13 protein-coding genes, 1 tRNA gene and 1 riboswitch are annotated in these 11437 nt (G+C 70.1%); of the genes, 7 read left to right on the plus strand and 7 right to left on the minus strand.

Annotated features, from left to right (window positions below; all coding sequences use genetic code 11):
- The first annotated feature begins 188 nt into the window (after positions 1–188).
- Positions 189–2576: a transglycosylase domain-containing protein gene (locus AB0O36_RS11160; RefSeq protein WP_365107286.1), complete on the plus strand. Its 2388-nt coding sequence runs from the start codon at positions 189–191 to the stop codon at positions 2574–2576.
- Between the two features lie 54 nt (positions 2577–2630).
- Here AB0O36_RS11160 and AB0O36_RS11165 read toward each other — a convergent pair whose 3' ends face one another.
- The 3 genes from AB0O36_RS11165 to AB0O36_RS11175 all read right to left on the minus strand — a co-directional run bounded on the left by AB0O36_RS11165 (position 2631) and on the right by AB0O36_RS11175 (position 3855).
- Positions 2631–2951 (minus strand): multidrug efflux SMR transporter, encoded by a 321-nt coding sequence (locus AB0O36_RS11165; protein WP_226726471.1) that lies wholly within the window; start codon positions 2949–2951, stop codon positions 2631–2633.
- Positions 2952–2983: 32 nt separating this feature from the next.
- A riboswitch (guanidine-III (ykkC-III) riboswitch) is annotated at positions 2984–3049 on the minus strand.
- A gap of 120 nt (positions 3050–3169) precedes the next feature.
- Positions 3170–3511 (minus strand): co-chaperone GroES, encoded by a 342-nt coding sequence (locus AB0O36_RS11170; protein ID WP_365107289.1) that lies wholly within the window; start codon positions 3509–3511, stop codon positions 3170–3172.
- Between the two features lie 23 nt (positions 3512–3534).
- Complete coding sequence (locus AB0O36_RS11175) at positions 3535–3855, minus strand: DUF3618 domain-containing protein (RefSeq protein ID WP_365107291.1); 321 nt, start codon at positions 3853–3855, stop codon at positions 3535–3537.
- 111 nt (positions 3856–3966) lie between these two features.
- Here AB0O36_RS11175 and bcp point away from each other — a divergent pair, with 111 nt between their 5' ends.
- The 4 genes from bcp (at position 3967) to AB0O36_RS11195 (ending at position 5866) form a co-directional block, all read left to right on the plus strand.
- The gene (gene bcp / locus AB0O36_RS11180; protein WP_365107294.1) at positions 3967–4434 is read left to right on the plus strand and encodes a thioredoxin-dependent thiol peroxidase; all 468 of its coding nucleotides are present in this window, start codon (positions 3967–3969) and stop codon (positions 4432–4434) included.
- 148 nt (positions 4435–4582) lie between these two features.
- Positions 4583–5224 carry an HNH endonuclease signature motif containing protein gene (locus AB0O36_RS11185; protein WP_365107296.1) on the plus strand — a complete coding sequence of 214 codons (642 nt, stop codon included), beginning with the start codon at positions 4583–4585 and terminating at the stop codon, positions 5222–5224.
- Positions 5221–5730 (plus strand): HNH endonuclease signature motif containing protein, encoded by a 510-nt coding sequence (locus tag AB0O36_RS11190; RefSeq protein WP_365107299.1) that lies wholly within the window; start codon positions 5221–5223, stop codon positions 5728–5730. Before AB0O36_RS11185 ends, AB0O36_RS11190 begins: the two co-directional genes overlap by 4 nt.
- A gap of 53 nt (positions 5731–5783) precedes the next feature.
- Positions 5784–5866: transfer RNA gene (locus tag AB0O36_RS11195), tRNA-Leu, on the plus strand.
- Positions 5867–5933: 67 nt separating this feature from the next.
- On the opposite strand, the gene rdgB is transcribed toward AB0O36_RS11195, so the two are convergent.
- The 4 genes from rdgB to AB0O36_RS11215 all read right to left on the minus strand — a co-directional run bounded on the left by rdgB (position 5934) and on the right by AB0O36_RS11215 (position 8272).
- Positions 5934–6536 (minus strand): RdgB/HAM1 family non-canonical purine NTP pyrophosphatase, encoded by a 603-nt coding sequence (gene rdgB / locus AB0O36_RS11200; protein WP_365107302.1) that lies wholly within the window; start codon positions 6534–6536, stop codon positions 5934–5936.
- 47 nt (positions 6537–6583) lie between these two features.
- The gene (locus AB0O36_RS11205; RefSeq protein ID WP_365107305.1) at positions 6584–6967 is read right to left on the minus strand and encodes a hypothetical protein; all 384 of its coding nucleotides are present in this window, start codon (positions 6965–6967) and stop codon (positions 6584–6586) included.
- Positions 6968–7140: 173 nt separating this feature from the next.
- Positions 7141–7872, minus strand: a complete 732-nt coding sequence (gene rph / locus AB0O36_RS11210) for a ribonuclease PH (protein ID WP_365107308.1) — start codon at positions 7870–7872, stop codon at positions 7141–7143.
- 88 nt (positions 7873–7960) lie between these two features.
- Entirely contained in the window at positions 7961–8272 is a 312-nt protein-coding gene (locus tag AB0O36_RS11215; protein ID WP_365107312.1) for a PTS glucose/sucrose transporter subunit IIB, read from the minus strand.
- Positions 8273–8413: 141 nt separating this feature from the next.
- Here AB0O36_RS11215 and AB0O36_RS11220 point away from each other — a divergent pair, with 141 nt between their 5' ends.
- Both AB0O36_RS11220 and AB0O36_RS11225 read left to right on the plus strand, forming a co-directional pair.
- Positions 8414–9727 (plus strand): PTS transporter subunit EIIC, encoded by a 1314-nt coding sequence (locus AB0O36_RS11220; RefSeq protein WP_365107315.1) that lies wholly within the window; start codon positions 8414–8416, stop codon positions 9725–9727.
- 350 nt (positions 9728–10077) lie between these two features.
- Positions 10078–11343 carry a PTS transporter subunit EIIC gene (locus AB0O36_RS11225; protein WP_365107318.1) on the plus strand — a complete coding sequence of 422 codons (1266 nt, stop codon included), beginning with the start codon at positions 10078–10080 and terminating at the stop codon, positions 11341–11343.
- The last annotated feature ends 94 nt before the right edge of the window (positions 11344–11437 follow it).

Consider the following 11437-nt stretch of genomic DNA (forward strand, 5'->3'; position numbering starts at 1 on the left):
CGCGCGAGCTTAGTGCGGAGGGGCGATCCACGCGATCGAATTACGCCCGTTCGGGCCGGAGCCCGCCACCGTCGGGTAGACACCATCGGGTACGGACACGGACATTTACCCCCGACGTTCCCCCGAACGTTCCCCCGAACGTTCCCCCGACGTTCCACCGTTCCGCTCGGCCCCGAGGAGCCCTGGAGATGACGGACCAGTCACCACCCCCGGCCTGGTCCCCCCGCGACCCGGACGCCCCCGCCGGGCAAGGGCGCAGCCGCACCCGGCAACGGCGCAGGCGCACCGGATGGCGCCGCCTCGTCCCCACCTGGCGCATGCTCCTCACCGCCGTCCTGCTGTGCGCGCTGCTCGTCGTCGGCGCCCTCACCGCCGGCTACCTGCTGGTCGACATCCCGCCCGCCAACGCCGCCGCCACCGCACAGTCCAACGTCTTCCTCTACGCCGACGGTTCACAGCTCGCCCGCGACGGCGAGGTCAACCGCCAGAACGTGGCCCTCTCCGAAGTCCCCCGCACCGTCCAGCGCGCCGTACTCGCCGCCGAGGACCGGGACTTCTACTCCGAACGCGCCGTCGACCCCGCCGCCATGGTCCGCGCCGCCTGGAACACCGCCACGGGCAAGGGCGTCCAGTCCGGTTCCACCATCACCCAGCAGTACGTCAAGAACTACTACCTCGGCCAGGAACAGACCCTCACCCGCAAGGCCAAGGAGTTCTTCATCGCCGTCAAGCTCGGCCGGGAGACGTCCAAGGACCACATCCTGGAGGGCTACCTCAACACCAGCTACTTCGGCCGCAACGCGTACGGCATCCAGGCCGCCGCCCAGGCCTACTACGGCAAGGACGCCAACCACCTCACCACCACCGAGGGCGCCTACCTCGCCACCCTCCTCAACTCCCCCAGCGCCTTCGACGTGATCACCCACCCGCAGAGCCGCGACCGCGCCCTGGCCCGCTGGAACTACGTACTCGACGGCATGGTCAAGAAGAACTGGCTCACCCCCGCCGAACGCGCCGCCGCCCGCTTCCCCGAACCCCAGAAGGTCCGCCCCGCCTCCGGCCTGTCCGGCCAGCGCGGCTACCTCGTCGAAGCCGTCAAGGACTACGTCACCGCCCACGGCATCCTCGACGAGAAGACCCTCGCCCAAGGCGGCTACCGCATCACCACCACCATCGACAAGGCCCGCCAGACCGCACTCGTGGACGCCGTCGAGGACCGGCTCATCAGCCGGCTCGACCCGCAGACCCGCGAGGCCGACCGCTTCGTCCGCGCCGGCAGCGCCTCCATCGACCCCGCCACCGGCAAGGTCGTCGCCCTCTACGGCGGCATCGACTACACCCGGCAGTACGTCAACAACGCCACCCGCCACGACTTCCAGGTCGCCTCCACCTTCAAGCCGTTCGTCTTCGCCTCCGCCGTCGAGAACGGCTCCCGCACCCAGGACGGCAGCCCCATCACCCCCGACACCTCCTACAACGGCGACAACAAACGCCCCGTCACCGGCAGCCGCACCCCCTATGCGCCCGAGAACGAGGGCCAGACCTCCTACGGCGACATCACCGTCAGCACCGCCACCGACCTCTCCGTCAACTCCGTCTTCGCCCAGATGGTCGTCGACGTCGGCACCCTCAAGGTCAGGGACACCGCCGTCGCCCTCGGCATCCCCGCCGACACCCCCAACTTCGACCTCGGCCCGGCCATGGCCCTGGGCACCCTGCAGGCGTCCGTCCTCGACATGACCCAGGCCTACGCCACCCTCGCCGACCACGGCCGGTACACCCCGTACACCCTCGTCGAGAAGATCACCAGGCGCGGGGACACCATCCCCCTGCCCGGGCGGGAGTCCCGCCAGGCCATCAGCCGGGAGGCCGCCGACACCACCACCTCCATGCTGGTCAGCGTCGTCGACAACGGCACCGGCACCGCCGCCCAGGCGGCCGGCCGCCCGGCCGCGGGCAAGACCGGCACCGGCGAACTGGACCGCTCCGCGTGGTTCGCGGCGTACACCCCGGACCTGGTGACGGTGGTCGCGGTCATGGGCCAGGACCCCGACACCGGCACCCTGGAGTCCCTCTACGGCGCCCTGGGCGAGGACCGCATCAGCGGCGGCGGCTACCCCGCCCGGATCTGGGCGGCGTACACCGGGGAGGCCCTGGAGGACTCGGAACAGGCCGACTTCGACCTCGAACTCCAGCCGGACGCGTACCGGCCGGTGCCCCCGCCGCAGCCCTTCCCGCCGACCGGGCCGGCCTCCGAGCCGCCCCCCACCGGCCGTCCGACGGACGGCACCCGCCCGCCGGCACCGGACCGCCCGACCCCGAGCCGGCCGGACGGAGAGGACGACGGCGGGCAGGACCAGGACGGAGGGGGCAACGGCGGCCGGACGGACGGCGGGCAGACCGACGGAGGGCAGGGCGACGGGGGACAGAGCAGCGCCGGGCAGAGCGACGGCGGGCAGACCGGCGGCGGCCGCACGGACGGCGGCCAGGGCAACGGAGGCCAGACCAACGGCAGCCAGACGAACGGGGGCCAGACCGAAGGCGGAGGCACCACGTCCGGATTCCTCGGCTGGTGACCCACCCGGCCTGCGTCGGAGGAGCGGTCGGTCCGTACCTCCGGGACGCCACGGCTAGTGCCCGGAGGTCGCCTTCAGCCCCACCACCGCGACCAGCAGCAGACAGATGAAGAAGATCCGGGCGGCGGTCACCGGCTCACCCAGCACCACCATCCCGAGCACCGCCGCACCGGCCGCACCGATGCCCACCCACACGCCGTACGCCGTACCGATCGGCAGCGACTTGGCGGCGAAGGACAGCAGCACCATGCTCGCGACGATCCCGGCACCGGTGAACACGCTCGGCCACAGCCGCGTGAACCCCTCGGTGAACTTCATGCCGATCGACCAGCCCACTTCGAGCAGACCGGCGAGCAGGAGCAGAACCCAGGCCATGACAGGCACCTCCGGGACGAGTACGGAACGGGGGTGCGTCGTCTTGTCGTACCCGGTACGGCGCGTCTCGTCGGGGTTCTCCTCCACCGTAGCAAAGCACGAACGAAAGGGCCGGTGACTCCGGTCACCGGCCCTTCGTACGTCTTCTCGGCCCCACGGGCAGCGCCCGGAGGCTCTCGGGCAGCGCCCGGCGGCTCCCGGGTGGAGCCCGCCTGCCTCTACAGGTAGAGCCCGGTGGAGTCCTTGGACCCCTCCAGCCGCTCCGCCGCCACGGCGTGCAGGTCCCGCTCCCGCATCAGCACGTAGGTCATGCCCCGGACCTCGACCTCGGCCCGGTCCTCAGGGTCGTACAGCACCCGGTCGCCCGGCTCCACCGTGCGCACGTTCTGCCCTACGGCGACCACCTCGGCCCAGGCCAGCCGCTTGCCCACCGCCGCCGTCGCGGGAATGAGGATGCCACCGCCCGAACGGCGCTCGCCCTCGGGCGAATCGGTCCGCACGAGCACGCGGTCGTGCAGCATGCGGATGGGCAGCTTGTCGTGGGTGGGGTTCTCGCTCACGCCAATGAACCTACCTGTTCGGATCAGCCGCGCTTGCGCCGGGCCGAAAGGGCCAGCAGCCCGATCACCCCCACGGCGACCAGCGCGACCGGCAGGACCCGCTCCGGCCGCGGCGCACCGGAGGCGTCCCAGAGGGTGCCCCGGACGTCCTCGACCACGCGCTGGACGGTGGCGAAGGCGCGGCCGACGGTGTGGTCCACCTGGGACACGGCCTTGGCCTTGACGTCCCCGATGATCGTCTTCGGGTGCATGCGCACACCGATCTCGTCGAGCGTCTCGGCGAGCTGCTCGCGCCGGCGCACGATGTCCGCCTCGATCTGCGCTGGGGTCCTGGCTTCGGGCACCGCGCCGCCTCCGTCGTGGTGTGTGGTCACTGTCCGGTCACTGTCCTGTGCGATCAGTCTGTCAGCTTACGCTCGGGGAGGTACCGATCCCCTCCCGAGGAGACTGTGAACATGAGCGAGCGACTGCAGCCGGGCGACACCGCGCCCGCCTTCACCCTGCCCGACGCGGACGGCAACGAGGTCTCGCTCGCCGACCACCTCGGCCGCAAGGTGATCGTCTACTTCTACCCGGCGGCGCTGACGCCGGGCTGCACCAAGCAGGCGTGCGACTTCACGGACAACCTGGACGTGCTGGCCACGGCCGGGTACGACGTCATCGGCGTCTCGCCGGACAAGCCGGAGAAGCTGGCGAAGTTCCGCGAGACCGAGCACCTGAAGGTCACCCTGGTCGGCGACCCCGACAAGGAGGTCCTGGCGGCCTACGGCGCCTTCGGCGAGAAGCAGCTCTACGGCAAGACCGTGACCGGCGTGATCCGCTCCACGGTGATCGTGGACGAGGAGGGCAAGGTCGAGCGCGCCCTCTACAACGTCAAGGCCACCGGCCACGTAGCCAAGATCATCAAGGACCTGGGCATCTGACCCCGCCCCTCTCCTCCGGAGCGGCCCGCGCCAACAACCGGTGCGGGCCGCTCCGTTTATCGGACGGAACGACCCGCAACCGTCCGACTATCGGCCCGTTACTCCAAGCGAGGCCCGCACACGCGGCCGAAACAGGAGGGGTGAACACATGCCGGTCAGCCAGTACACACGGGAACGTCTGGAAGAAGCGGCGCGCACGTCACGCACGCTGAGCGAGGCGATGGGAAGGCTAGGCGTGGACCCGCAGAGCGGATCCCGCAAGTACGTGCGCGAGCGCATGCGGAAGCTCGATATCGACACCTCGCACTTCGAGCGGGACGGGGTGAGGTGGACCAAGGAGGTACTGGGAGAAGCAGTGGCCGCGTCGACGAACATGTGCGAGGTACTGCGGCGGCTCGGCGTGGAGGTCGTGGGCGGCCAGCACACCCACATCAGCCGGCGCGTGAAGGCGATGGGCATCGACACTTCCCACTTCAGACTGCCGTCCCCTGCAGGCCGGCCGAAGGCCCGCCTCACCCCCGAGAACCTGCTGGTCAGGCAGGACAGGCCCAGCTCACGACGCAGGCAGAGCCAGCACCTGAAGCAGGCGCTGTCCATGCTGGGCGTCCCCGATGTGTGCCAGATGTGCGGAATCCCTGGTGCTTGGCAGGGCTATCCCCTGCCTCTGGAGGTCGACCACTTGGACGGCGACTGGCGCAACAACCTGCCCGAAAACTTGCGACTCCTGTGCCCCAACTGCCATTCCACCACCGAAACTTACCGCGGACGGGGCAAGGGGCGTCGCCCATGAGCGGGGGAAACCGCCGGATCCACCAACGCCGCGTCAAGCCCGCCCCGGAAGCCCTTCGGGATGCGGTGGCGACTTCGCTCTCGCTCGCGGAGGCCCTCCGCCACCTGGGCATCCCGGATTCGGGGAGCTCTCGCGGCGCACTGAAGCGGTGGATCCACGAGGAGGGCCTCTCCACCGCCCACCTTCTCGGCCAGGCCCACCAACGCGGCAAGGCGGGCCCCGTCCCCCTGAAGCCTGCGGCGGAAATCCTGGTCGAGCACGACGGCGAACGGCGAACCCGTACCCACCTGCTGCGGCGGGCCCTGCGCGAGATCGGCGTTCAGGAACGCTGTGATGCGTGCGGCACCGGACCGGAGTGGGGCGGGCGGCCCATGACCCTGGAAGTCGACCACGTCAACGGCGACTGGCGCGACGACCGTGCACAGAACCTGCGGCTGCTGTGCCCCAACTGCCATGCCGTAACGAGCACCTGGTGCCGGGGCGGAGGGCCGCGCCCTCTCGTGTGAGTGTCACACACCCCCGTACACTGGAGCCGCCGATCGGTTGCGATCGGCGGCCTGCGGCCGTTGCTGAACGGTATAAGCGGAGGTTTTAGGTGCCTCTGGGCGTTTGCCCATGTGGGTTCGAATCCCATCGGCCGCACTGACCGTGGAATCGAAGGCCCGCTCTCACCACGGTGAGAGCGGGCCTTCGATGTTCCAACGGGACGTCAGCCCAGGAGGTCGTGGAGGACCGGGACCAGGGCGCGGAAGGCGTGGCCCCGGTGGGAGATGGCGTTCTTTTCGGCGGGCGTCAGTTCGGCGCAGGTGCGGGTGTCGCCGGCCGGCTGGAGGATCGGGTCGTAGCCGAAGCCGCCGGTGCCGGAAGGGGCATGGCGGAGGGTGCCGCGGAGGCGGCCTTCGACCACGCGCTCGGTGCCGTCGGGGAGGGCCAGGGCCGCCGCGCACATGAAGTGGGCACCGCGGTGTTCATCGGCGATGTCGCCGAGCTGGGCCAGGAGCAGGTCGAGGTTGGCCTTGTCGTCGCCGTGGCGGCCGGCCCAGCGGGCGGAGAAGATGCCGGGGGCGCCGTTCAGGACGTCCACGCAGAGGCCGGAGTCGTCGGCGATGGCGGGCAGGCCGGTGGCCTGGGCCAGGGCGTGGGCCTTGAGGAGTGCGTTTTCGGCGAAGGTGACGCCGGTTTCCTTGACGTCGGGGATGTCCGGGTACGCGTCCGCGCCGACCAGCTCGTGCGGCAGGCCGGCGTCGGACAGGATGGCGCGGAGTTCGGTGACTTTGCCCGCGTTGCGGGTGGCGAGGATCAGGCGGGTCATGGTCACCGATTATCCCCGGGGTGGGAGCGGGCCCCCACCGTCCCTCGTCAGGGGGTGCAGACCTTGGAGATCTCGGTGGCCGCGTCGGCGACCGGCTTGATGTCCGGGTTGGGGTTGCCCTGCTCGATGGCGGTGCGGACGTTCTTCACGGCGGCGGTCATGTCGTCGATGGCCTTGCCCAGGTCCGTGTTGTCGGTCTGGTCGCCGATCTTCTTCAGGTTCTGGTCGATCTGATCCAGGGCGGTCTTGGCGTCCTGGGGGCTGTTGCCCGCGTTGGAGACAGCCTGGGAGAGGTCGTTCGCGGCGTTGGTGATGGTCACCGCGGTGTTCGCGCAGTCGAGGGCCGTGGATATCGCGTCGCAGGCCGCGAGACCCGGGACGGTCAGGACCGCGGCCAGGGCCAGGGCGGCTGCGCGGTGGTGCTTCTGCATCGGGACGGTTCCCCCTCATGTGCGGGTGCGTTCGCGCGTACCTGCGTACGTACGTACCTGTGTGTGCTCGTGCGTGGACGGGCGTACGGCGGTGAGACCGTACGCCCGTGCTGTTGGGGACGTCGCCGGGCCCCGGGCGGTTGCGCCCCGGGCAGCTGCGTCAGCCCGTTGCGTCAGTCCGTCAGGCCGAGCGCGTGCAGCTGGATGGCTTCCAGGTCCGCGCAGCCGCCGGCGGCGAGGTCGAGCAGGGCGTTGAGTTCCTTGCGGTCGAAGGGCTCGCCCTCGGCGGTGCCCTGGACCTCGACGAAGCGGCCGTCGCCGGTGCAGACGACGTTCATGTCGGTCTCGGCGCGGACGTCCTCCTCGTAGCAGAGGTCGAGGAGGGGGACGCCGTCGACGATGCCGACGCTGACGGCGGCGACGGTGCCGGTGAGGGGCTTGCGGCCGGCCTTGATCAGCTTCTTCTGCTGGCCCCAGGCGATGGCGTCGGCGAGGGCGACGTAGGCGCCGGTGATGGCGGCGGTGCGGGTGCCGCCGTCGGCCTGGAGGACGTCGCAGTCGAGGACGATGGTGTTCTCGCCGAGGGCCTTGTAGTCGATGACGGCGCGGAGCGAGCGGCCGATGAGGCGGGAGATCTCGTGGGTGCGGCCGCCGATCTTGCCGCGGACGGATTCGCGGTCGCCGCGGGTGTTGGTGGAGCGGGGCAGCATCGAGTATTCGCTGGTGACCCAGCCTTCGCCGGAGCCCTTGCGCCAGCGCGGGACGCCTTCGGTGAAGGAGGCGGTGCAGAAGACCTTGGTGTCGCCGAAGGAGATGAGGACGGAGCCCTCTGCGTGCTTGCTCCATCCCCGTTCGATGGTGACCGGGCGGAGCTGTTCGGGCGTACGGCCGTCGATGCGAGACATGTTTCCGAGCCTAGCCGGTGCGGGGGGACGCGAAGACCCCGTCCGGGTGGTCCGGGACGGGGTCCGGCGAGCGGCGCGGGCGCTCAGGTCACATGAGGTCTTCGATCTCGGCGGCGATGGGGTCGGCGTCGGTGCCGATGACGACCTGGATGGCGGTGCCCATCTTGACGACGCCGTGGGCGCCGGCGGCCTTGAGGGCTGCTTCGTCGACGAGGTCGGGGTTGTTGACCTCGGTGCGGAGGCGGGTGATGCAGCCCTCGATCTCCTCGATGTTGTCGAGTCCGCCGAGCGCGGCGACGATCTTCTCAGCCTTGGTGGCCATGTGTTCTCCCTGAGTGCCTGAGGTGCGGGGACCGCTTGCGGCGTTCCGCGTCGTCACGGTAACCCACGTTTGGCCCATGTATGCGGGCGGACTTCCGGCTTCTGCCGAATGATGGCGATCAGCAGCTCCCGGCCCGTGGTGCGGTGGTGCTGCCACCGCACCACAACTGGTCTACACCAGTGTGGCGTCGCTGCCAAACCGGCCGGTGAGGGAGGTCCGATGAGCGCGAGCAGCACCGCTGCGGCACCGGGGCGGAGCCGGTGGAGCGGCCTCTTCCAGGAGCTCCAGAAGATGGGGCGCAGCCTTCAGCTGCCGATCGCGGTGCTGCCCGCGGCGGGCATCCTCACCCGGCTGGGGCAGCCGGACGTGTTCGGCGAGGACGGCCTGAACTGGAACGTCCTCGCCAAGGTGATGGACGGTGCCGGCAGTGCGCTGCTGGATCCCGACCTCGGACTGCCGCTGCTGTTCTGCATCGGCGTGGCGATCGGCATGGCGAAGAAGGCGGACGGTTCGACGGCGCTGGCGGCGGTGGCGGGGTTCCTCGTCTACCGGGGGGTGCTGCACGCGTTCGCGGAGCCCTGTCCGCCGGGGTCGACGGCGGTCGGGACTCCGGACGCGGGTGGCTGTCTGGCTCCCGGCAATACGTTCACCGGGTTCACGTTCCAGAATCCCGGGGTGTTCGGCGGGATCGTCATGGGCCTGCTGGCGGCCTGGTTCTGGCAGCGGTACCACCGGGTGAAGCTGGTGCCCTGGCTGGGCTTCTTCAACGGGCGCCGGCTGGTGCCGATCGTCATGTCGGTCGTCGCGATCGGCTTCGCCGCGGTGTGCCTGTGGGTCTGGCCGCCGGTGGGTGCCGGTCTGGAGAGCTTCTCCGACTGGCTGCGGGGGCTGGGGTCGTGGGGGGCGGGCATCTTCGGGGTGGCGAACCGAGCCCTGCTGGTGATCGGTCTGCACCAGTTCCTGAACGTGCCCCTGTGGTTCCAGTTCGGCTCGTACACGACGCCGGAGGGGCAGACGTACCACGGTGACATCAACATGTTCCTGCACGGGGACCCGAACGCGGGCATGTTCCTGTCGGGGTTCTTCCCGATCATGATGTTCGCGCTGCCGGCGGCGGCGCTGGCGATCACGCACTGTGCGAAGCCCAAGCGCCGGGCGGAGGTCGGGGGGCTGATGCTGTCGGTGGCGCTGACCTCGTTCGTCACGGGGATCACGGAGCCGCTGGAGTACTCGTTCCTGTTCGTGGCCCCGGCGCTGTACGCGGTGCACGCGGTGCTGACGGGCGTGTCGATGGCGGTGACCTGGGCGCTGGGCGTGCACGACGGGTTCAGCTTCTCGGCCGGGCTGATCGACTACGTCCTCAACTGGGGTCTGGCGACGAAGCCGTGGCTGATCATCCCGATCGGGTTGTGCTTCGCGGTCGTGTATTACGTCGTGTTCCGGTTCGCGATCACGAAGTTCGACCTGGCGACGCCGGGGCGGGAGTCGGACGAGGAGATCGAGGCGATGCAGGCGGATACGACCAAGGCGTAGCCGGCCGTACGGCGCCGCCGTCGCGCCGGCCGTTTCGGCCCTTCCTTCGAGGCCCCCGGACCCTTCGGTCCGGGGGCCTTCGGCCGTGCCGTCGCGGGCCCCGGAAGGGGACGTTCCAGGGTCTTTATCCCGCCGCGACGAGTGTGGCGCAGACCACAGGAAAACGAAGGTTCCTTATCTATCGCCGACCGTGCTACAACTGGTCTACACCACGCATTGGTGTAGACCACGGCAGCCGCTCCCGGGCTCCGTGCCACCGTATCGAGACGTCGCCGTCCCCGTGTGTGTCCTCCGGCGGCGCCTTGCACCTCCCCCCAGCCTCCGGCCGGGGGCACCCCCAGGAGGAAGTTGTGACCACGGCCAGCGCTGCCCCGGCGGCGGAAAAGAAGAAGGGTGCCGGGGCGATGGCTGTCATGCAGCGCATCGGCCGGAGCCTGATGCTCCCCGTTGCGGTGCTGCCCGCCGCCGCCCTCCTCGTGCGCCTCGGCGACAAGGACATGCTCGGCTCGGCCTCGCTGCCCGAGTTCATCAACAAGATCGCCGGCTATATGACCGCGGGCGGCGGAGCGATCCTCGACAACATGGCGCTGCTGTTCGCCGTCGGCATCGCGATCGGCTTCGCCAAGAAGTCCGACGGCTCCACGGCCCTCGCCGCCGTCACCGGCTACCTGGTCTTCAAGAACGTACTGGCCACGTTCACCGACTCCAACCTGCCCAAGGTCGCGAAGGTCATCGACGGCAAGGTCGCCATGGTCGAGGCCCCGGTCGACGCCAAGGTCCTCGGCGGCGTCGTCATGGGCATCGTGGTCGCCCTGATCTACCAGAAGTTCTACCGGACCAAGCTGCCCGAGTGGGCGGGCTTCTTCGGCGGCCGCCGCCTGGTCCCGATCCTGTCGGCCTTCGCCGGTCTGGTCATCGGCATCGTCTTCGGCCTGATCTGGCCGGTCCTGGGCAAGGGCCTGCACGGCCTCGGCGAGTGGCTCGTCGGCTCCGGCGCCGTGGGCGCGGGCATCTTCGGTGTCGCCAACCGCGGTCTGATCCCGGTCGGCATGCACCACCTGCTGAACTCCTTCCCGTGGCTGCAGGCCGGCGAGTACAACGGCAAGAGCGGCGACATCGCCCGCTTCCTGGCCGGCGACCCGTCCGCCGGCCAGTTCATGACCGGCTTCTTCCCGATCATGATGTTCGCCCTCCCGGCCGCCTGCCTGGCGATCGTCCACTGCGCCCGCCCCGAGCGCCGCAAGGTCGTCGGCGGCATGATGTTCTCCCTCGCGCTCACCTCCTTCGTCACCGGCGTGACCGAGCCGATCGAGTTCACCTTCATGTTCATCGCCCCGGTCCTGTACGCCCTCCACGCGGTGCTGACCGGTGTCTCCATGGCGCTGACCTGGGCGCTCGGCATGAAGGACGGGTTCGGCTTCTCCGCCGGAGCCATCGACTACGCGCTGAACTTCGGCAAGGCGACCAACCCGCTGGGGCTGGCGCTGGTCGGCCTCTGCTTCGCCGCCGTGTACTACGTGGTGTTCCGCTTCGCGATCACCAAGTGGAACCTCCCGACGCCGGGCCGCGAGTCCGACGAGGAGCTGGCCGAGCTGCTGAAGGCCGAGGCCAAGTAGGCCGCGGGGCCGGATCCCGGCCCCCTGCCCCGGCCCCGGGCTTCCCTGGCCCCGGGGCAACGGCGGAGCCCCCGTCCTCCCTTCCGGAGGGCGG

It is taken from the genome of Streptomyces sp. NPDC089799 (assembly GCF_040684755.1).
GTDB lineage: Bacteria > Actinomycetota > Actinomycetes > Streptomycetales > Streptomycetaceae > Streptomyces.